This window comes from Streptomyces sp. NPDC104761, assembly GCF_055583445.1.
The window spans coordinates 292865-315206 of sequence record NZ_JBVJNZ010000004.1 but is presented as its reverse complement, the minus strand read 5'-3'; the positions used below and the strand labels follow the sequence as shown (position 1 = coordinate 315206).

General features: G+C 71.6%; 22 protein-coding genes. 10 read left to right on the top strand and 12 right to left on the bottom strand.

Annotated features, from left to right (window positions below):
• Positions 1–101 precede the first annotated feature (101 nt).
• Positions 102–1244, bottom strand: coding sequence for a tRNA dihydrouridine synthase DusB (gene dusB / locus ACZ63F_RS14285; RefSeq protein ID WP_469710963.1), 1143 nt, complete (start codon positions 1242–1244; stop codon positions 102–104).
• A gap of 132 nt (positions 1245–1376) precedes the next feature.
• Here dusB and ACZ63F_RS14280 point away from each other — a divergent pair, with 132 nt between their 5' ends.
• The gene (locus ACZ63F_RS14280; RefSeq protein WP_469710962.1) at positions 1377–2828 is read left to right on the top strand and encodes an MFS transporter; all 1452 of its coding nucleotides are present in this window, start codon (positions 1377–1379) and stop codon (positions 2826–2828) included.
• Between the two features lie 13 nt (positions 2829–2841).
• Here ACZ63F_RS14280 and ACZ63F_RS14275 read toward each other — a convergent pair whose 3' ends face one another.
• Both ACZ63F_RS14275 and ACZ63F_RS14270 read right to left on the bottom strand, forming a co-directional pair.
• Positions 2842–3186 (bottom strand): SCO4225 family membrane protein, encoded by a 345-nt coding sequence (locus ACZ63F_RS14275; protein ID WP_469710960.1) that lies wholly within the window; start codon positions 3184–3186, stop codon positions 2842–2844.
• A 148-nt stretch (positions 3187–3334) separates the two neighbouring features.
• A complete protein-coding gene (locus ACZ63F_RS14270; RefSeq protein WP_469710958.1) occupies positions 3335–4246 on the bottom strand; it encodes a helix-turn-helix transcriptional regulator in 912 nt (303 codons plus the stop codon).
• A 101-nt stretch (positions 4247–4347) separates the two neighbouring features.
• Between ACZ63F_RS14270 and ACZ63F_RS14265 the strand changes: the two genes are divergently transcribed.
• Positions 4348–5775, top strand: a complete 1428-nt coding sequence (locus ACZ63F_RS14265) for an MFS transporter (protein WP_469710957.1) — start codon at positions 4348–4350, stop codon at positions 5773–5775.
• Between the two features lie 108 nt (positions 5776–5883).
• Here the strand turns inward: ACZ63F_RS14265 and ACZ63F_RS14260 are convergent, their stop codons facing one another.
• The gene (locus ACZ63F_RS14260) at positions 5884–8139 is read right to left on the bottom strand and encodes a SpoIIE family protein phosphatase (protein WP_469710955.1); all 2256 of its coding nucleotides are present in this window, start codon (positions 8137–8139) and stop codon (positions 5884–5886) included.
• A 330-nt stretch (positions 8140–8469) separates the two neighbouring features.
• Between ACZ63F_RS14260 and ACZ63F_RS14255 the strand changes: the two genes are divergently transcribed.
• The 3 genes from ACZ63F_RS14255 (at position 8470) to ACZ63F_RS14245 (ending at position 10599) form a co-directional block, all read left to right on the top strand.
• Positions 8470–8688 carry a hypothetical protein gene (locus ACZ63F_RS14255; protein WP_294010988.1) on the top strand — a complete coding sequence of 73 codons (219 nt, stop codon included), beginning with the start codon at positions 8470–8472 and terminating at the stop codon, positions 8686–8688.
• Positions 8689–8814: 126 nt separating this feature from the next.
• On the top strand, positions 8815–9963 hold the full coding sequence (locus tag ACZ63F_RS14250) for a serine hydrolase domain-containing protein (protein WP_469710954.1): 1149 nt from the start codon (positions 8815–8817) through the stop codon (positions 9961–9963).
• A gap of 189 nt (positions 9964–10152) precedes the next feature.
• Positions 10153–10599: a hypothetical protein gene (locus ACZ63F_RS14245; protein ID WP_469710952.1), complete on the top strand. Its 447-nt coding sequence runs from the start codon at positions 10153–10155 to the stop codon at positions 10597–10599.
• On the opposite strand, the gene ACZ63F_RS14240 is transcribed toward ACZ63F_RS14245, so the two are convergent.
• Together ACZ63F_RS14240 and ACZ63F_RS14235 are read right to left on the bottom strand one after the other, a co-directional pair.
• Positions 10586–11188 (bottom strand): TetR/AcrR family transcriptional regulator, encoded by a 603-nt coding sequence (locus ACZ63F_RS14240; RefSeq protein ID WP_469710950.1) that lies wholly within the window; start codon positions 11186–11188, stop codon positions 10586–10588. The genes ACZ63F_RS14245 and ACZ63F_RS14240 overlap by 14 nt on opposite strands.
• A gap of 26 nt (positions 11189–11214) precedes the next feature.
• Complete coding sequence (locus ACZ63F_RS14235) at positions 11215–12225, bottom strand: aldo/keto reductase (RefSeq protein WP_469710947.1); 1011 nt, start codon at positions 12223–12225, stop codon at positions 11215–11217.
• Between the two features lie 169 nt (positions 12226–12394).
• Here ACZ63F_RS14235 and ACZ63F_RS14230 point away from each other — a divergent pair, with 169 nt between their 5' ends.
• Positions 12395–13441, top strand: a complete 1047-nt coding sequence (locus ACZ63F_RS14230; protein WP_469710946.1) for a chitinase — start codon at positions 12395–12397, stop codon at positions 13439–13441.
• 211 nt (positions 13442–13652) lie between these two features.
• Here ACZ63F_RS14230 and ACZ63F_RS14225 read toward each other — a convergent pair whose 3' ends face one another.
• Entirely contained in the window at positions 13653–15035 is a 1383-nt protein-coding gene (locus ACZ63F_RS14225) for a glycine--tRNA ligase (protein WP_469710944.1), read from the bottom strand.
• 163 nt (positions 15036–15198) lie between these two features.
• On the opposite strand from ACZ63F_RS14225, the gene ACZ63F_RS14220 reads away from it, so the two are divergent.
• From ACZ63F_RS14220 to ACZ63F_RS14205, 4 genes are all read left to right on the top strand, one after another.
• Entirely contained in the window at positions 15199–16155 is a 957-nt protein-coding gene (locus ACZ63F_RS14220) for a metal ABC transporter substrate-binding protein (RefSeq protein ID WP_469710942.1), read from the top strand.
• Positions 16156–16181: 26 nt separating this feature from the next.
• Entirely contained in the window at positions 16182–16946 is a 765-nt protein-coding gene (locus tag ACZ63F_RS14215) for a metal ABC transporter ATP-binding protein (RefSeq protein WP_469710940.1), read from the top strand.
• Positions 16946–17848 (top strand): metal ABC transporter permease, encoded by a 903-nt coding sequence (locus tag ACZ63F_RS14210; RefSeq protein ID WP_469710938.1) that lies wholly within the window; start codon positions 16946–16948, stop codon positions 17846–17848. The genes ACZ63F_RS14215 and ACZ63F_RS14210 overlap by 1 nt, the downstream gene beginning before the upstream one ends.
• A 61-nt stretch (positions 17849–17909) precedes the next feature.
• Positions 17910–18332 (top strand): Fur family transcriptional regulator, encoded by a 423-nt coding sequence (locus ACZ63F_RS14205; protein WP_351954940.1) that lies wholly within the window; start codon positions 17910–17912, stop codon positions 18330–18332.
• A gap of 1 nt (position 18333) precedes the next feature.
• Here the strand turns inward: ACZ63F_RS14205 and ACZ63F_RS14200 are convergent, their stop codons facing one another.
• From ACZ63F_RS14200 to ACZ63F_RS14180, 5 genes are all read right to left on the bottom strand, one after another.
• Entirely contained in the window at positions 18334–18870 is a 537-nt protein-coding gene (locus ACZ63F_RS14200) for a YcxB family protein (RefSeq protein ID WP_469710936.1), read from the bottom strand.
• A gap of 23 nt (positions 18871–18893) precedes the next feature.
• A complete protein-coding gene (locus tag ACZ63F_RS14195; protein WP_469710934.1) occupies positions 18894–20246 on the bottom strand; it encodes a histidine-type phosphatase in 1353 nt (450 codons plus the stop codon).
• 88 nt (positions 20247–20334) lie between these two features.
• A complete protein-coding gene (locus tag ACZ63F_RS14190) occupies positions 20335–21186 on the bottom strand; it encodes an isoprenyl transferase (RefSeq protein ID WP_469710932.1) in 852 nt (283 codons plus the stop codon).
• Positions 21187–21229: 43 nt separating this feature from the next.
• The gene (recO, locus tag ACZ63F_RS14185; protein WP_469710930.1) at positions 21230–21979 is read right to left on the bottom strand and encodes a DNA repair protein RecO; all 750 of its coding nucleotides are present in this window, start codon (positions 21977–21979) and stop codon (positions 21230–21232) included.
• Between the two features lie 49 nt (positions 21980–22028).
• Entirely contained in the window at positions 22029–22244 is a 216-nt protein-coding gene (locus tag ACZ63F_RS14180; protein WP_351954944.1) for a hypothetical protein, read from the bottom strand.
• Between the last annotated feature and the right edge of the window lie 98 nt (positions 22245–22342).

The window sequence follows — 22342 nt, the reverse complement described above, 5'->3', positions numbered from 1 at the left end:
CCGCGGTCGTCGTCGTGCGGCCGCGGCGCCGTCGTGGCCGGTCGCGCATTTTCTCCCCCAGCCTTCGGCCGGGGGTACCCCCAGCGCCCCTGCGGGCGCGCTCAGCCTCCGGACGTGTCCAGTTCCGCGTCCTCGGTGATGCCCGCGCAGTCGTAGGGGTCCTTCAGCCAGCCGTCCGGCAGCACCACTCGGTTGTTGCCGGACGTGCGGCCGCGGGGGCCGTCGGCGCCCGTGGGCCAGGGCTGGTCGAGGTCCAGTTCGTCCAGGCCGGCGCGGAGGTCGGCCAGCGAGGACGTGACGGCGAGCTTCTTGCGCATCTCGCTGCCGACCGCGAAGCCCTTGAGGTACCAGGCGACGTGCTTGCGGAAGTCGACGACGCCCTTGGACTCGTCGCCGAGCCACTCGCCGAGCAGGGTGGCGTGCCGGACCATGACGTCGGCGACCTCGCGGAGCGACGGCTCGCGGACGTCCTCCGGGCGGCCCTCGAAGGCGGCGACGAGGTCCGCGAAGAGCCACGGCCGGCCCAGGCAGCCGCGGCCGACCACGACCCCGTCGCAGCCCGTCTCGCGGACCATCCTGAGCGCGTCCTGCGCCGACCAGATGTCGCCGTTGCCGAGCACGGGGATCTCCGGGACGTGCTCCTTCAGGCGGGCGATGGCCTCCCAGTCGGCGGTGCCGCCGTAGTGCTGGGCGGCGGTGCGGCCGTGCAGGGCGATGGAGGTGACGCCCTCCTCGACGGCGATCCGGCCGGCGTCGAGGTAGGTGATGTGGTCGTCGTCGATGCCCTTGCGCATCTTCATGGTGACGGGCAGGTCACCGGCGCCGGAGACGGCCTCGCGGAGGATGGCGCGGAGCAGGTTCCGCTTGTACGGGAGGGCCGACCCGCCGCCCTTCCTCGTCACCTTCGGGACCGGGCAGCCGAAGTTGAGGTCGATGTGGTCGGCCAGGTCCTCCTCCGCGATCATGCGGACGGCCTTGCCCACGGTGGCCGGGTCGACGCCGTACAGCTGGATGGACCGGGGCTTCTCGGTCTCGTCGAAACGGATCAGCTGCATGGTCTTCTCGTTGCGCTCGACCAGCGCCCGGGTCGTGATCATCTCGCTGACGAACAGCCCCTTGCCGGCGCTGAACTCCCTGCACAGGGTGCGGAAGGGCGCGTTGGTGATCCCCGCCATGGGGGCGAGGACGACCGGCGGCCGGACGGTGTGCGGGCCGACCTGGAGGGGTGACGTGGACTCGGGCATTCCCCCATTGTCCCGTACGCCGGGCGGTGCTCGCCGGGCCCTGTGGACAACCGCCTCTCCGGCACCCCGCGTCACGATCATGTATCACTCATTAGTTAGACGCACTATCGAAACGGGCGTACGATGGGACCCATGCCCGAGCTCAGCCCCCGCCGCCGCATGCTCGTCCTCGCGATCTGCTGTATGAGCCTGCTGATCGTCAGTCTCGACACGACCGCGCTCAATGTCGGCCTGCCGTCCATGCAGCGCGAACTGCACGCCTCGACCGCGGGCCTGCAGTGGACGATCGACGCGTACACCCTGGTCCTCGCCTCGCTGCTGATGCTCGCCGGTTCCACGGGCGACCGGGTCGGCCGCAAGAAGGTCTTCATGACCGGCCTGGTCGTCTTCTCGATCGGCTCCCTGCTCTGCTCCCTCGCGCCGAACCTCGACTCGCTGATCGCGTTCCGCATGGTCCAGGCGGTGGGCGGCTCGATGCTCAACCCGGTCGCGATGTCGATCATCACCAACACCTTCACCGACCCGCGCGAGCGGGCCCGGGCGATCGGCGTGTGGGGTGCGGTGGTCGGCATATCCATGGCCGCCGGGCCACTGGTCGGCGGCCTGCTCGTGGAGTCGGTCGGCTGGCGGGCGATCTTCTGGGTCAACCTCCCGGTGGGCCTGGCGGCCGTCCTGCTGACCCTGCGCTTCGTGCCGGCGTCCCGGGCACCGAAGGCCCGCCGCCCCGACCCGGTCGGCCAGGTGCTGGTCATCGCCCTGTTCGGCTCGCTGACGTACGCGATCATCGAGGCGCCGACGGCGGGCACGGACACCGTCCTGCCCTTCGCCGCGGTGGCCCTCGCCGCCCTGCTGGGCCTCCTGTGGTACGAGCCGCGGCGCGACGAGCCCCTGATCGACCTGCGGTTCTTCCGCTCGGCACCGTTCAGCGGCGCGACCGTGATCGCGATCAGCGCGTTCGCGTCCCTCGGCGGCTTCCTGTTCCTCTCCACGCTGTACCTGCAGAACGTGCGCAACCTGGACGCCCTGCACGCGGGCCTGTGGATGCTGCCGATGGCGGTCCCGATGTTCCTGTGCGCCCCGCTGGCCGGCCGCCTCGTCGGCAGCCGGGGCCCGCGGCTGCCACTGGTGATCGCCGGCGTCGCCATGACCGCGAGCGCGGTGCTGTTCGCCGCGTTCCAGGCGGAGACCTCGGACACCACCCTCTTCCTCGGCTACGTCCTGTTCGGCATCGGCTTCGGCTTCGTGAACGCCCCGATCACCAACACCGCGGTCTCCGGCATGCCGAGGTCCCAGGCGGGCGTCGCGGCCGCGGTCGCCTCCACCAGCCGCCAGCTGGGCCAGACCCTGGGCGTCGCGGTGATCGGCGCGGTGCTGGCCTCCGGGATCGGTTCGTCGTCGTACGCCCACAGCTTCGTGGGCGCCGCCCGCCCCGGCTGGTGGATCCTGGCCGGCTGCGGCCTCGCGGTCCTGCTCCTGGGCGCCGTGACGAACGGCGGCTGGGCCCGCGCCACGGCGGAGCGGGCCGCGGAGCGGCTGGCGGCCCCTGAGATCCGCGCGGCCGTGGGCAGCGCGGAGCGCGTCTAGCCGGCCCGCCGCGTCACGAGCAGCTGATCTCCGAGCGCCGGTGCCGGGCCAGGACGGCCTGCCGCAGGGCGCCCAGGGCCAGGGACTGCAGCAGGGCCGAGACGACGACGGTGGCGACGAAGAACCAGTTCGGGGTGTCCGTGCGCCAGGCCGTCCTGCCGAGCGCCGCGAGCAGCGGGAAGACCGGGAACGTGACCAGCGGCGGCCAGAGCCACGCGTAGTCGGAGCCGTGCTCGTCCGCGTGCGCGGAGTCGACGACGGCCTTGGCGATGACGACGGCGACCAGGACCAGGTAGGCCACCGACAGGTGGTTGGTGAGCATCAGCCGGACAACGGTGCGGGCCGGGCCGGATTCCATCGTCTTCTCCCCCGTGGCCGGTCGTCGGTTCGTCGTACGTCGTTGCGTCGCTGCGCCGCTTCCTCTCCCCACTACATGGTCCGTGGCGGACGGCACCCCGGTCCTGAGTACGCGTACTCAGTTGTGCGAACGAATTACCGTGGCCCGGTCAGGAGTTCGGCTTCGCCGTACCCGTCAGCGCCAGGTCGTGCAGCCGCTCCAGGCGCTCCCGGGTGTCCCCGTCGGCCGGGACGTAGGTCACCATCCGCGCCCCGGACCCCGGGTTCAGGAACAGGTCCGTGTGTTCCAGGGTGAGGTGGCCGACATACGGGTTGAGGAACTCCTTGGTCCTGGAGCCCGGGTTCACCACCTCGTAGCGCTCCCAGTTCTCGCGGAACTCCGCGGACTCCGCGGCCAGCCGCTTCACCAGCATCTTCCAGGCCGGCTCGGCGAGATGGCCGGCCATCGACGCGCGGAGTTTCGCGGCCATCAGGCGGCGGGTCTCCTCCAGGTGCACGATCGAGCGGCACCACTCGGGGTTGGTGTAGACGAGGATCATGCAGTTGCGGTCCTCGGGCGGGACCGCGTCGAGGTCGCACAGCAGACGGGCGTAGGTGCGGTTGTAGGCGAGGATGTCGTAGCGGCTGTTCTGGACGGAGGCCGGCAGGGGTTCCAGGGCGCGGAGCATCTCCTGCAGGGCCGGGGTGACGCCCGTGCAGCTCGCGGCCGGGGTCGGGTCGACGGCCTCGGCCAGCTGGAAGAGGTGGGCGCGCTCGGTGGCGTCGAGCCGCAGGGTGCGGGCGAGGGCGTCCAGGACCTGGACGGACACCTGGATGTCCCGGGCCTGCTCGAGCCAGGTGTACCACGTGACGCCCACCGCGGAGAGCTGGGCGACCTCCTCCCGGCGCAGGCCGGGCGTGCGGCGGCGGGTACCGCGCGGCAGGCCCACCTCCTCCGGGGTGATCCGCTCCCGCCGGTTGCGCAGGAACGCGGCCAGTTCGTGGCGCCGGATGTCCGCACCCCGGCCCTGGGCGGCGGATGTCTGCCGCGGGGCCGTCTTCTCCTGTGCCGTCGTCGTCATACCTCCAGCCTGCCCGGTCGCCGATCCTGTTGCCAGGTACTTCTCCTACCAGGACAAGGAGACTCTGGTACCAGTCTGGGACCGGCCGCAGGCTCGGATGCATGACCGAAACCGTCACCACAGCGCCCGTACGGTCCCCGTCCACGCCACCGGCGCTCGGCGGCCCGGGGCTGTTCACCGTCCTGCTGGCCGCCGCGCTTCCGCTCATCGACTTCTTCATCGTCAACGTCGCCCTGCCCACCATCGGCGCCGACCTGCACGCGGGCGAGGCGGTCCTGGAACTCGTCGTCGCCGGGTACGGCGTCGCCTACGCCGTATTGCTGGTGCTCGGCGGGCGGCTCGGCGACCTGTTCGGGCGCCGCCGGCTCTTCCTCGGCGGCATGGCCGCCTTCGGGCTGACCTCGCTGGCCTGCGGACTCGCGCCCAGTGCCTGGACGCTGGTGGCCGCCCGGGTCGCCCAGGGCGCCGCGTCCGCCGCGATGCTCCCGCAGGTCCTCGCCACCATCCAGGCCGCCACCCGCGGCGGCCGCCGGGCCCGCGCCATGAGCCTGTACGGCGCCACCGCCGGCCTCTCCATGGTGGCCGGTCAGATACTCGGCGGGGTGCTGGTCGCCGCCGACATCGCGGGCACCGGCTGGCGGTCCGTGTTCCTGGTCAACGTGCCGGTCGTGGTCGTCGGGCTGGTGCTCGGCGCCCGGTTCGTGCCGGAGACCAGGTCGCAGCAGCCCGAGCCGGTCGACGGACCCGGGACCGTACTCCTCGCGTTCTCCCTCCTCACCCTCCTCGCCCCGCTCACCGAGGGCCGTGCGGCGGGCTGGCCGCTGTGGACGTGGCTGTCGCTGGCCGCGTTCCCGGGCGTGGCCGTCGCCTTCTACGCCGTGGAGCGCCGCGCCGACCGGGCGGGCCGTACGCCGCTGGTCCCGCCGAGCCTGTTCGAGCTCGCCTCGCTGCGCCGGGGACTGGTGCTGATGCTGCCGTTCTCGATCGGGTTCAGCGGCTTCATGTTCGTGATCGCCGTGGCCCTGCAGACCGGGGAGCACCTGGGTCCGGTCGCGGCCGGGATGGCGCTCGCCCCGATGGCGGTCGCCTTCCTGTTCGTCTCGCTCGCCGGGCCGCGGCTGATCGCCCGGTACGGCAGCCGGGTGGTGACCGCCGGGTCGGTGATCCAGGTGGCCGGCATCGTCCTCATCGTGCTCGCCGCCCGGCGGGACTGGCCGCACCTGGACTTCACCGGGCTGCTGCCCGGAGTCGCCGTCGCCGGTGCCGGTCAGGCCCTGCAACTGCCCAACGTGCTGCGGCTCGTGATGTCGGAGGTGCCGCCGGCACGGGCCGGGGTGGGCAGTGGCGTGATGGTCACCACCCAGCAGTCGGCGCTCGCCCTCGGCGTGGCCACCCTGGGCACCCTGTTCCTCTCCCTGGTCCCGCACCAGGGCATGCGGGATGCCCTGGTCACCACCCTGCTGGTCCAGCTGGCCCTCGCGGTGCTGACCGGCCTCCTCAGCCTGCGCCTGCCCCGCACGGTGGGCTGACCGGTCTGGGGCTGGGCAGCGCCCCGAAGGGGCGCGAGGAACTGCGCGGCCGGCCACGACGGCGCCGCAGTCGCCAGACGGCATATCGGGGCACCCCCGGCGGCGCACTCAGCCTCCGCTGCCGCCCAGCTCGAACCAGACGATCTTGCCCGTCCCCAGCCGGGTGGTACCCCACCTCCGCGCCAGCCGGTGCACCAGATACAGCCCGCGCCCGTGTTCGTCGGTCGCCTTCGCCTGCCGCAGCCTCGGCAGCTGCGGCACGTCGTCGCCCACCTCGCAGCGCAGCACGTCCGTCCGCAGCAGCCGCAGGCTGATCGGCCGGGAGGCGTGCCGTACGGCGTTGGTGACGATCTCGCTGACCAGCAGCTCGGCGGTGTCGGTGAGGTCCTCCAGGCCCCAGCCGGCCAGGGCCTGCCGGGTGAGCCGGCGGGCCCGGCCGGGGGCGCCGGCCTCCGGCTCCAGGGTCCAGTACGCCACGTCGCTGGGCGCGATGCCGTCGAAGCGGGCGGCGAGCAGCGCGATGTCGTCGTCCCGGTCGCCCGGGCCGAGCATGTCGAGCACCTCGTCGCACAGGGCCTCGAGGGGCGGCGGCCGGTCGGGCCCGGTCAGCTGGGCGGTGGCGGCCAGCTTCTCGCGCAGCTGCTCGATGCCGGTCCACACGTCGCGCAGCCGGGACTCGACCAGGCCGTCGGTGTAGAGGAGCAGGGTGGCTCCGGTGGGGGCGTCCAGCTCGACCGCCTCGAAGTCGATGCCGCCCACGCCGATCGGGGCGCCGGGCGGCACCGTGAGCACCTCCGCCTTGCCGCCCGGGTGCAGCAGGATCGGCGGCGGATGGCCGGCGTTGGCGACGGTGATGCGGTGCGATACGGGGTCGTAGACGATGTACAGGCAGGTCGCCATGCGGTCGGTGCCGAGCCGCTGCGCCTGTTCGTCGAGGTGGTGCAGGACCTCCTGCGGGGGCAGGTCGAGGCCGGCCAGGGTCAGCGCGGTGGTGCGCAGCTGGCCCATGACCGCCGCCGAGGTCATGGAGTGGCCCATGACGTCGCCGACGACCAGCGCCACCCGGCTGCCGGGCAGCGGGATCGCGTCGTACCAGTCGCCGCCGACCCGCGCGGTCTCGGCGGCCGGCAGGTAGCGGGAGGCGAGCCGGACGCCGGTGGGCCGGGGCAGCGTCTGCGGGAGCATGGCGCGCTGCAGCCGGTCGGCGATGAAGGCCTCCCTGCTGTACAGGACGGCCTTGTCGACGCCGAGCGCGGTGTGGGTGGCGAGCTGGGCGGCGACCAGCAGGTCGGCCGGTTCGAACGCCGGGCGCTCGGGCCGGCGCAGGAAGACGACGGCGCCGGTGACCCGGCGGCGGCCGCGCAACGGGGCGAGGATCGCGTGCGAGCCGACCCAGTCGTTCAGCGCGCTGTCCGCGCCGACGAGTTCGCCGAGCGCGTCGCGGGTCGGCGGGGTGTCGGCGAACACCGGCCGGACCCCGCGCAGCACCTCGGCGAGGGCGCCGCCGGGCACCACCTCGCTCCAGTCGGAGGCGTCCAGGTCGTCCTGCTGCTCGTCGTCCACCGTTTCCACGGGCCAGACCAGCTCGGCGCCGGGGCCCTTGAGCCGGTCGGTGCGGCGCAGCCGCAGCACGGCCGGGCCGTTGGGGCGTTCGTCGCCGACCGGCAGCGGGTCGCGCAGGTAGACGAGGGCCGCGTCGGAGTACGTCGGTACGGCGGCCCGGCACAGGCCGAGCACGATCTCGTCGGTGTCGAAGCCGCGGGCGATCCGCCGGGTGGCGGCGCCGACGTAGCGCAGGCGGTCCTCGTCCGGGGCCTTCGGCGCGGCGGGCGGCACGGCGGCGAGGGTGTCCTCGCGCACGCCGAGCGCGGTCTGCGCCGACAGCGCGTCGGCCAGGGCGATGTCGTCGTCCACGAAGTCCTCCCGGTCCGGGCGCCGCAGGAACACCGCGACGCCCACCACGGCGTCGGGGGCGCGCAGCGGGGCGAGCAGGACCCGGTTGCCCTGCGGGAGCCGGGGTGCCGTGCCCAGGAGTTCACGGAGGGCCTCGTCCACGTCGTCCGGGCCGCGACCGCGCGCCCTGCCGCAGCGCAGCAGCGCGGCGAGCGCGCCGTCGGGCGCCACCGGTGTCGACCGCGGGGGCGATCCGCCCATGGCGCCGCCGAGTTCGGCGGGTACCCCGTCCAACTCCAGGCGCTCCGGCTCCGACCCGTCCGGCGGGTGGTCGCCGAGGTAGACGAACATCCCGTCCGCCAGGTCCGGGACCGTCACCCGGTACAGCTCACGGACGGCCTGGGCCGCGCCTTCGGCACGCGCGATCCGGCGGCCGGCAACGGCCAGGAAACGTTGAGGATCCGGCAGCATCGCCTCTCCGTGCCGGTGGCCGCTTCACAAGGTCGCTTTCATCTTGAGCCAGGGTCAATTCCCTGTCCAGGGTTTCCGCCGGTACACCAAGTCCGGCTCTTGATCCGGAGGTTGGGACCGGGACGTCCGCGAAGGCACCCCCCGGGCCGCCCTGACCTCCTGCTCGTCCCGCGCGGCCTGGTCTGCGGCGCCGTGTGAACTCCGGGGACATCCTCGACAAAACCCGGTGAAGAAATCCCCGTTGATGTTGGACTTGCTGCACACTCCTTGCCGTCGACCGCCGTCGACACGTGCCGAACAGCAGACCGGGCACCGACTCCGGAGGCGTCAATGTCGCAGATCGACGAGAGCAAGGTCAGCCGCTGGGACCAGCACGGCCGGGAGCACGTGGTCCGGGTGCAGCGCACCGGGGTGCAGCGCACGATCAAATGCGGCACCTGCGGCTGGCAGAAGGGCGCGCAGTTCCTGCCGTGGCTGAAGGCGGAGGAGCACCTGGCCGAGGCCCACCAGGCCACCGTGGACCCCGCGGGCACCCAGCCCTCGCGATGACGTTCCGCGGGTGCGGGCCTGCCCTCGCGATGACGTTCCGCGGGCGTGCGGGCCTGCCCTCGCGATGACTTTCCGCGGGCGTGGGAGTCGTACCCGGCGACACCGCGCCCACCGGAAGGACGACCCATGACCGCCTCCCCGCTGCACGCCACCCTGCGCCGCCACGTCGAGGCCGGCACCGTCCCGGGAGCCGTGGGTCTGGTGGCCCGCGGCGACGACGTCGAGGTGGTGGCCGTCGGGCACACCGATGTCGAGGGGTCCGCCCCGATGGCCCGGGACTCGGTGTTCCGGATCGCGTCGGTCACCAAGCCGATCACCGCCGCCGCGCTGCTGATGCTGGTGGACGAGGGCCGGATCGGGCTCGGCGACCCGGTGGCCGACTGGCTCCCGGAGCTGGCGAAACCGATGGTGGTGCGGACGCCGACGAGCCCCGTCGACGACGTGGTGCCGGCGGTCCGCCAGATCACCGTCGAGGACCTGCTCAGCTTCCGCGCCGGCTGGGGTCTGCCCGACGACTTCGCCCTGCCCGCCGCGCAGGCCCTGTTCAAGGTGCAGGACCACGGCATCCCCTTCCGGGACTGGCCGGACCCGGACACCTGGCTGGGTCTGCTCGCCCAGGTGCCGATGCTGCACCAGCCGGGCGAGGCCTGGCTGTACGGCACCGCGTCCGCCCTCCAGGGCATCCTGGCCGCCCGGGTGTCGGGCCGCACGCTGCCCGATCTCCTTGCGGAGCGGATCTTCGAGCCGCTGGGCATGCGGGACACGGCGTTCGAGGTGCCCGCGTCGAAACGGCACCGCTTCACCGCCGCCTACGCCCCCGCCGCGGACGGCACCCTGCGCCTGACGGACTCCCCGGACGGCGCGTACAGCAGCCTGCCGCGGTTCTGCTCGGGCGGCGGCGGCCTCGTCTCCACGGCCGACGACTGGCTGGCCTTCGCCCGGCTGCTGCTGAACGCCGGCGCCGCCCCGGACGGCCGCCGGCTGCTGACCGCCACCTCGGTGAGCCGTATGACCACCAACCACCTGACGGCGGCCCAGCGCGAGCGCGCCGCCCTCTTCCTGGAAGGCCAGGGCTGGGGGTACGGCGGCTCGGTCGACGTCGCCCCGGCCGAGCCCTGGTCGGTGCCGGGCCGCTACGGCTGGGTCGGCGGCACCGGCACCGCCGCACACCTCGTCCCGGCCACCGGCACGGTCACGGTCCTGTTGACACAGACGGCGATGACGGGTCCGGCGACGACCTCCTTCATGCGGGACTTCTGGCGGGCCACCGCCTAGCTCGCGCGTTACGCCGTTCGGGTGAGCTTCCGGGGAGGAACCACAAGGTCAGGGCACCCGTTGCCACCTGCGGTCTTTACCGAATCCGAGGGCGCGGCGCGCACCGCTTCCCGGGCCGCCCGGGTCGCCGTCCGACGCGTCCCGGCCAAGCCTTGAGACGTCCCCCCGTCCCTCGACAGGAGTACATCCATGCACACCACCCAGCGCCAGATCTCCCGGGCCCTCGCGGCCGGTGCGCTCTCCGTGGCCCTGCTGTCGGCCGGTTCCGCCGGGGCGTTCGCCACCGAGGCCAAGCCGGCCCCGTCGCCCACCATGAGCGCCAAGCCGAAGCCGAAGCCGAGCCCCAGCCCGACGACCACGGCCTCGATCTCGGCCAGGGCGAACGCCACCTCGGTCAAGCCCGGTGACTCGGTGACCGTGACCGGCCGCACCTCCGGCCTGAAGGTCGGCTGGCCCCTGGTGCTCCAGCACCAGAAGGGCGGCAAGTGGATCCCGCTCAAGGCGACCGCGAAGGTCAAGAACGGCAGCTCGTACTCGCTGACCACGAAGCTCAGCAACCCGGGCACCGAGCACCTGCGGGTCGCGGCGGTCGGCAAGAAGGTCTACTCGCCGACCGTGACGGTCAAGGTGAGCTGAGCCCCCGCACCAGCAGCTCCACCAGTGACCCGAAGTCCTCCTCGGCCTCCGGCCGCACCCACTCCCGCGCGTAGCCGGGGTCGTGGAAGCGGCCGGTGGCCTGGAAGACGGTACGGGCCGCGGCGGCGGGGTCGGGCACGGTGAAGACACCGGTCCCGGCCCCGTCCGCGATGATCGCGGTCAGCTGGCCGGTCAGGTCGGCGATGTGCTCGGTGACCGCCGGCCCGTTCTCGTCGACCAGCACCATGTAGGTGGCGAACAGCTCCGGGTCGGCACCCGCCTTGTGGCGCTTCGCGTCGAACAGGGCCCGCAGCCACGCGCGCAGCCGGACCTCCGGGTCCCGGTCCCCGGCCGCGATGCCGGACAGCTGCTCCGAGGTCCGGTCCAGCCACCGCTTCGTCACCGCTTCGCGCAGCGCCGCCTTGGTCCGGAAGTGCCGGTAGACACTGCCGTGACTGACGCCGAGCGCGCGGGCCACGTCCACCACGGTGGCCTTGGCCGGGCCGTGCCGGCGCAGCACCTCCTCGGTCGCCTCGAGGATGCGCTCGGCGGTCAGGGCCGGGGTCGGGGTCGGGGACGTCGCTGCCATGGCCTAGACGGTACCTGGCGCCGCGGTCAGTGCTCGGTGCCGAGATGGCTCATCTGCGCGGCCGGGTAGCGGGTGCCCGCCGCCGCGTCCGCCGGTACGGCCTCCTCGATCGCCGCCAGGTCGGCCGCGTCCAGGGTGACGTCCAGGGCGCCCAGCGACTCGGTGAGCCGCTCGCGGGTGCGGGCGCCGACGAGCGGCACGATGTCCTCGCCTCGGGAGAGCACCCAGGCGATGGCGATCTGCGCGACCGTCACGCCCTTCTCGTCGGCGATCTTGCGCAGCGCCTCGACGAGGTCGAGGTTGTGCTGGAGGTTGTCGCCCTGGAAGCGCGGCGAGAAGGCCCGGAAGTCGCCCGCGCCGAGCTGCCGGTCACGGGTGAAGTGGCCGGAGATCAGGCCCCGGGAGAGCACGCCGTACGCGGTGATGCCGATGCCCAGCTCACGGGTGGTCGGCAGGATCTCCCGCTCGATGTCGCGGGTGATGATCGCGTACTCGATCTGGAGGTCGGAGATGGGTGCGGTGGCGGCGGCACGCCGGATGTTCGCCGCGCTCGCCTCGCTGAGGCCGATGTGCCGGACGTGCCCCTTCTCGACCAGTTCGGCGATGGCGCCGACCGTCTCCTCGATCGGCACGTCCGGGTCGACGCGGGCGATCCGGTAGACGTCGATGTGGTCGACGCCGAGGCGCTGCAGGGAGTAGGCGGCGAAGTTCTTCACGGCGGCCGGGCGGCCGTCGTAGGCGTTCCAGCCGCCGTCCGGGTCGCGCAGGGCGCCGAACTTGACGCTGGTCAGCGCCTTTTCCCGGAGTTCGGCGGGGGCGGTGCGCAGGGCCTCGCCGATCAGCATCTCGTTGTGGCCCATGGCGTAGAAGTCGCCGGTGTCGAGCAGGGTCACGCCGGCGTCGAGGGCGGCGTGGATCGTGGCGATCGACTCGGTGCGGTCGGCCTCGCCGTACAGCGCGGACATGCCCATGCAGCCGAGGCCGAGGGCGGAGACCTGGGGGCCGGTGGAACCGAGGGAACGGGTGTGCTTCGTCATGGCTCCACTCTGGCATGACAGCTGACAGATTTCAATATCTGTCATTCCATACCCGTGACGCGCCCGCCGCTCATGAAATGGTCCAGACCTCTTGACGGTAGGTCTGGACCAGAGCACTGTCATGTCTACGACACTCGCGCCGCGCCCCGACCCCACCGGGAGGCCCCGCATGATCCGACGCACCCTCGCCCTGCTCGCCGCCGCGCTCGCGACCGCGGCGCTCACCCAGCTCCCCGCCGCCGCCCCCGCCTCGGCCGCCGACACCTGCGCGGTCAAGTCCCGCCCCGCGGGCAAGGTGCTGCAGGGCTACTGGGAGAACTGGGACGGCGCCGCCAACGGCGTCCACCCGCCGTTCGGCTGGACCCCGATCACCAACTCCGCCATCGCCGCCCACGGTTACAACGTGATCAACGCGGCCTTCCCGGTGATCCGTTCCGACGGGACGGCCCTCTGGGAGGACGGCATGGACGCCGGCGTGAAGGTGGCCACGCCCGCGGAGATGTGCGCGGCGAAGGCCTCCGGCCAGACCATCCTGCTGTCCATCGGCGGGGCGGCGGCGGGCATCGACCTCAGCTCCGCCACCGTGGCCGACAGGTTCGTGTCGACGATCGTCCCGATCCTGAAGAAGTACAACTTCGACGGCATCGACATCGACATCGAGACGGGCCTGGTGGGGAGCGGCTCGATCACCCAACTGTCCACGTCCCAGGCCAACCTGGTCCGCATCATCGACGGCATCCTCGCCCAGATGCCGTCCAACTTCGGCCTCACGATGGCTCCGGAGACGGCGTACGTCACCGGAGGCAGCATCACCTACGGCTCGATCTGGGGCGCCTACCTGCCGATCGTCAAGAAGTACGCCGACAACGGCCGCCTGTGGTGGCTCAACATGCAGTACTACAACGGCAGCATGTACGGCTGCTCGGGCGACTCGTACGCGGCCGGCACGGTGGCCGGGTTCACCGCCCAGACCGACTGCCTCAACAAGGGCCTGGTCGTGCAGGGCACCACGATCAAGGTGCCGTACGACAAACAGGTCCCCGGCCTGCCCGCCCAGTCCGGCGCGGGCGGCGGCTACATGTCCCCGCCCCTGGTCTCCCAGGCCTGGAACCACTACGGCACGTCCCTCAAGGGCCTCATGACCTGGTCGATCAACTGGGACGGCTCGAAGAACTGGACCTTCGGCGACAACGTGAAGTCCCTGCAACACCGCTGACCCACAGAACCGGCCGACCGGCCCCCGCGGGCCGGCGCCGGACCGGCCGGTGGACGGCTGCGGGCCGGTGGGGGGCCGGTCGCGCAGTTCCCCGCGTCCCCAGGTGGGCTGGTGTGCCCGGTGCTCGTGATGTGCCGGGACCCAAAACGCCCACCCTCCAGCCGAGCGAGTCGGGTGGGAGGGTGGGCGAAGAAGGCGGAAGGGGTGTGGGCTAGCAGCCCAGGAGGCGGCCGGCGAGGTAGGCCTCGATCTGGTCGAGAGAGACCCGCTCCTGCTTCATGGAGTCGCGCTCACGGACGGTGACCGCGTTGTCCTCGAGCGTGTCGAAGTCGACGGTCACGCAGTACGGCGTACCGATCTCGTCCTGGCGGCGGTAGCGCCGCCCGATCGCACCGGCGTCGTCGAACTCGATGTTCCAGTGCCCGCGCAGCGCCTGGGCGAGCCCCTTGGCCTTCGGGGACAGCTCGGCGTTGCGGGACAGCGGCAGGACCGCGACCTTGACGGGAGCGAGGCGGTGGTCGAGGCGCAGCACTGTGCGCTTCTCCAGCTTGCCCTTCGCGTTCGGCGCCTCGTCCTCGACGTACGCGTCCAGCAGGAACGCCAGCATGGCCCGGCCGACACCCGCCGCCGGCTCGATGACGTACGGCGTCCAGCGCTCCTGGGCCTCCTGGTCGAAGTAGGAGAGGTCCTGGCCGGAGGCCTTGGAGTGGGCGTTCAGGTCGTAGTCGGTGCGGTTGGCGACGCCCTCCAGCTCGCCCCACTCGTTGCCGCCGAACTGGAAGCGGTACTCGATGTCAGCGGTGCGCTTGGAGTAGTGGGAGAGCTTCTCCTTCGGGTGCTCGTACCACCGCATGTTCTCCTCGCGCAGGCCCAGGCCGGTGTACCAGTTCCAGCGCTGCTCCATCCAGTACTCCTGCCACTTCTCGTCCTCGCCCGGCTTGACGAAGAACTCCATCTCCATCTGCTCGAACTCGCGGGTGCGGAAGATGAAGTTGCCGGGCGTGATCTCGTTGCGGAAGGACTTGCCCATCTGCGCGATGCCGAACGGCGGCTTGCGGCGCGAGGCGACCTGCACCTGGGCGAAGTTGGTGAAGATGCCCTGCGCGGTCTCCGGGCGCAGGTAGGCGACCGAGCCGCTGTCCTGGGTCGGGCCGAGGTGCGTGGAGAGCAGGCCCGAGAACTGCTTGGGCTCGGTGAACTGGCCCTTGTTGCCGCAGTTCGGGCAGTTCACGTCCGCCAGGCCGTTCTCCGGGAGGCGGCCGTGCTTGGCCTCGTAGTGCTCCTCCAGGTGGTCCGCGCGGAACCGCTTGTGGCACGAGGTGCACTCGGTCAGCGGGTCCGTGAAGGTGGCGACGTGACCGGAGGCCACCCAGACCTCGGGAGCCAGGATGACGGACGAGTCGATACCGACCACGTCCTCGCGCGACGTCACCATGTAGCGCCACCACTGGCGCTTCAGGTTCTCCTTGAGCTCGACACCCAGCGGACCGTAGTCCCAGGCGGCACGCTGGCCGCCGTAGATCTCACTGCACGGGAATACGAAGCCACGGCGCTTGCTCAGGCTGACGATGGTGTCGATCTTGTCGGCGGCCACGGTGCTCTCTTCATTACGACGACGGGCGACGAAGCAAAGACGCTTCAGAGCGAATGCTTCAGGGTACCGGCGGGTCCTCCCCCTCAACCAAATCGGTTCCCCTCACCGGCCTCTCACCCCAGCTTGTTGACAACGGTTTCCATGTTTGTTGAAAATGACTCTCATGAACGTACGACGACGCCTCATACCCGCGGCCGCCGCGACCACCGTCACCGCACTCGGCATAGCCACCCTCACGGCCTGCGGCGGCGACGCCACGGCGGCCCGGACCGGGAAGTTCGACGTCGTCGCGTCGTTCTATCCGATGGCCTTCCTCGCCGATCGGATCGGCGGCAGCCACGTCCACGTCACCAGTCTCACCCAGCCCGGCCAGGAGCCGCACGACCTGGAGATCAGCCCCAAGCAGATCATCGGGATCGAGAAGTCCGACGCGGTCCTCTACCTGAAGAACCTCCAGCCCTCCGTCGACGACGCGGTCGCCCAGTCGTCCGTCGGGACGAAGATCGACGCGGCCTCCCTGACCACGCTGGAGAAGCACGGCAACGAGGTCGGCGGCCACGCGGCCTCCCACGACACCTCCACGGACGAGGAGCTGTCCGGCCTCGACCCGCACATCTGGCTCGACCCGGTGCGCTACGCCCAGGTCGCCGAGGGCGTCGGCAAGGCCTTCGAGAAGGCCGACCCGGACCACGCCGCCGACTACCGGAAGAACACCGCGGCCCTGGTGAAGAAGCTGGACGACCTGAACACACAGTTCAGGAACGGCCTCGCGGACACGAGGTCCAAGGTCTTCATCACCACCCACGCCGCCTTCGGCTACCTCGCCGAGCGCTACGGCCTGACCGAGGAGGCCATCAACGGCCTCGACCCCGAGTCGGAGCCGAGCGCGGCCCGCGTCAGGGACCTGGAGACCATGGCGAAGGCCGACGGCGTCACCACCGTCTTCTACGAGACGCTCGTCAGCGACAAGACCGCGAAGACCATCGCCGCCGACGCCGGACTGAAGACGGACGTCCTCGACCCGATCGAGGGCATCACCGCCAAGTCCCGCGGCCGGGACTACTTCGCGGTCCAGGAAGCCAACCTCAAGGCGCTCCAGCAGGCACTGGGCGCCAAGTGACACGCCACGGGACAGGAGACGACGACATGAGCGGCGAGCCCGTCATATCCCTGCGCGGTGTGACCGCCGAGCTGGGCTCGCGCCCCGTCCTGCGCGGCATCGACCTCACCGTGCACCGCGGTGAGGTGGTCGCGCTGCTCGGCGCGAACGGCTCCGGAAAGTCGACCGCGATCCGCACGATCGTCGGCCAGGTGCCGGCGAGCGGCGGCGAGGTCGAGCTGTTCGGCACCCCCCGCCGCGCCTTCCGGGACTGGTCCCGGGTCGGCTACGTCCCGCAGCGCACCACGGCGGCGGGCGGGGTCCCGGCGACGGTCACCGAGGTCGTCTCCGCCGGCCGCCTCTCCCGCACCCGCTTCGGCCTCTTCCGCAGGGCCGACCACGCGGCCGTACGGCACGCGCTCGGCCTGGTCGGCATGGCGGACCGGGCCAAGGACAACGTGGAGGCGCTCTCCGGCGGCCAGCACCAGCGGGTGCTGATCGCCCGGGCGCTGGTCGCCGAGCCCGAACTGCTGATCATGGACGAGCCGATGGCGGGCGTCGACCTGGCCAGCCAGGAGATCCTCGCGCGGACCCTGCGCGACCAGGTCGAACAGGGCATCACGGTCCTCCTCGTCCTGCACGAACTGGGCCCGCTGGAACCCCTGATCGACCGGGCGGTCGTCCTCCGCGACGGCTGCGTGCTCCACGACGGCCCGCCGCCCCGCGCCGTCGGCCAGCACGCCCTCCCCGGCCACGACCACGTCCACCCCCACGACGAGCACACACCACTGCGCACGGGACTGCTGAGCTGATGGACTTCCTGAACTACGCCTTCATGCAGCGGGCCCTGCTCGCCGCCGTCCTGGTGGGCATCACCGCCCCCGCAGTCGGCATCTACCTGGTCCAGCGCCGCCAGGCCCTGATGGGCGACGGCATCGGCCACGTCGCGATGACCGGCGTCGGCCTCGGCTTCATGCTCTCCACGTCCCCCGTGTGGATGGCGACGGCGGTGTCCGTCCTGGGCGCGATCGTGATGGAGCTGATCCGCTGGTACGGCCGCACCCGTGGCGACATCGCCCTCGCGATGCTCTTCTACGGCGGGATGGCCGGCGGCGTGATGCTGATCAACCTCGCGCCGGGCGGCTCCAACGCCAACCTGATGTCGTACCTCTTCGGCTCGCTGTCGACGGTGTCCGAGTCGGACGTGACCGCGATCTGCCTGCTGGCGGCCTTCGTCCTGCTGGTCACCCTCGGCCTGCGCCGGCAGCTGTTCGCGGTCAGCCAGGACGAGGAGTTCGCCCGGGTGACCGGCCTGCCGGTGCGGGCGCTGAACCTGCTGACGGCGATCACGGCGGCGGTGACCGTGACCGTCGCGATGCGGGTGGTGGGCCTGCTGCTGGTCTCCGCGCTCATGGTCGTCCCGGTGGCCGCGGCCCAGCAGCTGAGCCGCAGCTTCGCGGCCACGTTCGCGATCGCCGTGGCGATCGGTGTGACGGTGACGATCGGGGGCACGATCACGTCGTACTACCAGTACGTCCCGCCGGGCGCGACGATCGTCCTGCTGACCATCGCGGCGTTCGTCCTGCTGAGCGTGCTGGCCACCCCGCTGGCGCGCCGACGCGCCCGCGCGGCGGCCGCGCGACGGCCCGCCGGGGATCCCGCGGAGTGCGCGATTCCGGCCACCAGGGAGGCTGCCGACGAGGTCGGCGTCTGAACACCCTCGGCCGGGGCTGGCACAATGGCCCGGCAGAGGCAGTGACGTGAGGAGGCAACCGGTGACGACCGCTGGACAGCCCGTGAAGGGCCGCTCGACCCGTCAGCGGGCAGCCGTGGCGGCGGCCCTGGACGAGGTCGAGGAGTTCCGCAGCGCGCAGGAACTGCACGACATGCTCAAGCACAAGGGCGACTCGGTGGGCCTCACGACGGTCTACCGCACCCTCCAGAACCTCGCCGACGCCGGCGAGGTCGACGTCCTGCGCACGTCCGACGGCGAGTCGGTGTACCGCCGCTGCTCCACCGGGGAGCACCACCACCACCTGGTCTGCCGCGTGTGCGGCAAGGCGGTGGAGGTGGAGGGCCCGGCGGTGGAGAAGTGGGCCGAGGCCATCGCCGCCGAGCACGGGTACGTCAACGTCGCCCACACCGTCGAGATCTTCGGGACCTGCGCGGACTGCGCGGGGGCCGCGGAGAGCTGCTGAGCTACACGCGCGTGAGGTGCCGGTCGAGGATCGCGCGCAGCCGGTCGGCGTCGGCGGGGTCCGGAAGGGCGCGCTTCGGGAGCACGGTGAAGCACGAGGCGTTCTTGTCGTCGCTGTAGGTGATGAAGGCGTGTTTCGTCTCCCGATAGCGGGGCTGCGCCGCCCAGTTGACGGACGTCGTGCTGTTGTCGGTGACCATCGTCAGCCCGGCGTCGGCGACGGTCGCGCGGAACCTGCCGTTGCGGGCGGCGACCCGGAGGCATGCCTGGGCCTGGAACCAGGGCGCGAAGAACAGCAGGGCCGCACCCAGGGGCGTCCAGACCAGCAGGAGCCAGTTGGGCTTCTCGCTCCCCGCCGCCGTGAGCCAGGCGTTCAGCGCGAACGCGAACACCATGGCACCGGTGGCCCAGTGCCGCCTCCACCTCTGCCGCCGGAACCGCTCGCGTTCCCGCAGCGCACCCAGGAAATCTTCCACGGCCGGCTGGTAAACCAGCTCCACCACGCCCGGTCCGGCGTCCCGCCCCATGTCCATGGCCATGGGGCGGATCGTAGCGACGCGCGTCAGCTACGGTCGAAGCACTTCTCCAGCTCGTTCAGGTCGTAGAACGTGCTGTGCTTCGAGATCGGCTTGCAGCCCGCCTTGAACGCGATCTCCTTCTCGTTGTAGAGCATCCGCACCAGGTAGTCGTCGCCCTTCTTGAAGACGTCCCACTGGATGTTGGAGGCCAGGGAGGCGACCTCGGCGCCGCGCCACGCGTTGTCGGCGTAGGTGTAGTCGACGCCGGGGGTGGCCGCCTTCTCGCTGCCGGGCAGCCGCATCAGCGCGGCCAGCGGGATGATCTCCTCGGCGTGCGTGAAGCGGAGTTCCGCGCCCAGCGTGCTGGTGCCGTCCCGCTTGGCCTCGACCTGCTTGAAGAGGTCGTCGAGGAGCGGCTGGGCCATCTTGTAGGTGATGTCGCTGTCCGAGAAGCTCGGGCCCTTCTCGTAGAAGTCCTCGGCGTCGCTGAGGTAGCCGAACCAGGCAGCGTCGCGCGGGGCGAGGTAGCGGTCGAAGTCCCAGCCCTTGCCGTCCGGGCTCTCCTCGCTCATGGCGGGCGCGATGGCGTAGAGGTTGTAGACGGCGGTGGCGGCGGTGATGTCGTCGGCGGTGGCGGCGAACTCGCCGTTCACGATGCGCTGGACGAACGCCGGCTTGAAGATCCTGCCGAGGACCCGGGCGGCCGCCTGGTGCGAGGCCGGCTGGTCGGTGATCGACGTGAGGGTGTCGGCCAGGCGCTCGTCGCTCGCCAGCCACTTCTGGTAGTCGGCGCCGCCGGCCGACTTGTGGAAGTAGAGGAGGTTCTTGTCGATGCGGGCGGTGCCCAGCGAAGCCTTCAGCGCCGGGTCGGCGTCGGTGAGGGCGGTGGCGAAGACCGTGCCGCTGTCGACCGCGCGGCCCTGGCCGGAGCTGACGACGTCGATCTTCTCGCCGTTCTTCGCGATCGAGGAGAAGAGGGACGGCAGGCGCTTGTCCAGGCGGACGGCGGTGGCGCGCAGTTCGTCCTTGCCGCGGCCGCTGAGGTTGCCGTACCCGATCGCGCTCATGGCCGCTTCGAGCGCCTGCACATCCGGGCCGAACTTCTTGCCGCGCGCGGTGAGCTGGCCGTCGGCCCGCGCCTGGTTCCAGAGCGCGAGGACCGTGTCGCCGTCCTCGCCGTCGGTGGCGGAGCGGGAGCCGTGCCGGGAGACGTTCTCGGTGAAGACGGCGGTGTAGCCGGCCGGCGGCTGCTGGTAGGTGCGCGGGTTTTGGCCGGGGGAGTACACGGCCTTGGTGCCGTAACTGTCGCGGTGGGTGAGCCCGGTGTCCGTGGCGTGCGCGGGCAGCGCGGTCAGGAGCAGGGCGCCGAGCGAGAGGACGGGGATGACGCGCTTCATGAGGACCGTTCCAGAGGCGGGAGACCGGGGGGTGGCGGGCGATGGATCTTCCGCATCCTCGACGGCCCTCATGAACTCCGGGTGGCTGTCAGATGCCGGCGGGATTGTCCTCCGTGCGGCCCTCCATGGCCAGCAGCTCCTCGTTGGGGATGGCGCCGCCGAACCGCCGGTCGCGGGAGGCGAATTCGACGCACGCCCGCCACAGGTCGCGGCGGTCGAAGTCGGGCCACAGCACGTCCTGGAAGACCATCTCGGCGTAAGCGCTCTGCCAGATCAGGTAGTTGGAGGTGCGCTGCTCGCCGCTGGGCCGCAGGAACATGTCCACGTCCGGCATGTCGGCGTAGTACATGTGCTTCTGGATGATCTTCTCGGTGATCTTCGACGGGTCGAGCCGGCCCGCCTTCACCTCCTCGGCGATCGCCTGCACCGCGTCGGTGATCTCGGCCCGGCCGCCGTAGTTCATGCAGAAGTACAGCGTGAGCAGGTCGTTGTCCTTGGTCTGCTCCTGGGCGACCTGGAGCTCCTTGGCGACCGACTTCCACAGCCGGGGCATCCGGCCCGCCCAGCGCACCCGGACACCGAGCGAGTCGAGCTGGTCGCGGGACTTGCGGATGAAGTCGCGGTTGAAGTTCATCAGGAAGCGGACCTCTTCGGGCGAGCGCTTCCAGTTCTCGGTGGAGAAGGCGTACAGGGAGATGTTGCGCACGCCCATCTCGATCGCGCCCTGGAGCACGTCGAGGACCTGCTCGGCGCCGACCTTGTGGCCCTCGGTGCGCGGCAGCCCGCGCTCCTTCGCCCAGCGGCCGTTCCCGTCCATGACGATCGCCACATGGTTCGGGACCAGCTCGCCCGGGAGCTTGGGCGGGCGGGCGCCGGACGGGTGCGGTTCCGGCGCCTTGTACTCGCGGCGCTGGCGTCCCAGGATCCCGCGTACGACCATGTGCTTCTCGTCTCCCTCTGGCTTTTCCCGCTAGCTCTTCCCGCTAGCTTTTCTCCACGTACCTGAGCGAGCGCAGCCCGCGCTCCAGATGCCAGTGCAGGTAGGCCGACACCAGCCCGCTGCCCTCCCGGACGTGCCGGGCCTCGGCCGCGTCCGCCGTCTCCCAGTCTCCCGTAAGCAGCGCGCCGAGCAGAACCAGGGTCTGCGGCGAGGGTACGACGCTGCCGGGCACCCGGCAGTCGACGCAGACGCTGCCGCCTGAGGCGACCGAGAAGAAGCGGTTCGGGCCGGGCATGCCGCACCTGGCGCAGGCCTCGAAGCTGGGCGCGTAGCCGTTGACGGCGAGGGAGCGCAGCAGGAAGGCGTCGAGGACGAGGTGCGGGGCGTGCTCCCCGCGGGCCAGGGTCCGCAGGCCGCCCACGAGCAGCAGGTACTGCTGCACGGCCGGTTCGCCCTCGTGGTCGGTGAACCGCTCCGCGGTCTCCAGCATGGCCGTCCCGGCGGTGTACCGCGCGTAGTCGGTGACGATCCCGCCGCCGTACGGCGCGATGGTCTCGCTCTGCGTGCACAGCGGCAGCCCGCGCCCCACCAGCTCGCTCCCCCGGGCGAAGAACTGCACGTCGACGTGGGAGAAGGGCTCAAGACGGGCCCCGAACTTCGACTTCGTCCGCCGCACCCCACGAGCCACCGCCCGCACCCGGCCGTGCCCGCGGGTGAGCAGGGTGATGATCCGGTCCGCTTCACCCAGCTTCTGGGTGCGCAGCACGATGCCGTCGTCGCGGAACAGGCTCATGGGCCCATTCTGCCCTGCCGCCGGGAGGGTGCGGCGGGCGAGGCGAACTTCAGGACGCCTCGCCGCGGCTGCGGGCGTTGGCGTGTGCGGTGGCCGCGCCGAGCCGTTCGGCCTGGGTGGCGACGCGTACGGCGTCCGGGGGCGCGTCCCACTCCCGGCCTCCCCCGTACGGCCGCAACTGCACGTAGGGGCCCTCGTGGCCCATGACGATGCCCAGCCGTCCGGTACGGGTGTCGACGGCACAGGAGCCGATGGGGAGGTTCATCGCGTTCACCTCACCTGGCTCCCCCGCCCCTGGCAATTTCACGCTTCGCATCACCGGTGTGGCGCTGCGTGCCTAGACTCGGCGGGAGTCTGTCCCGG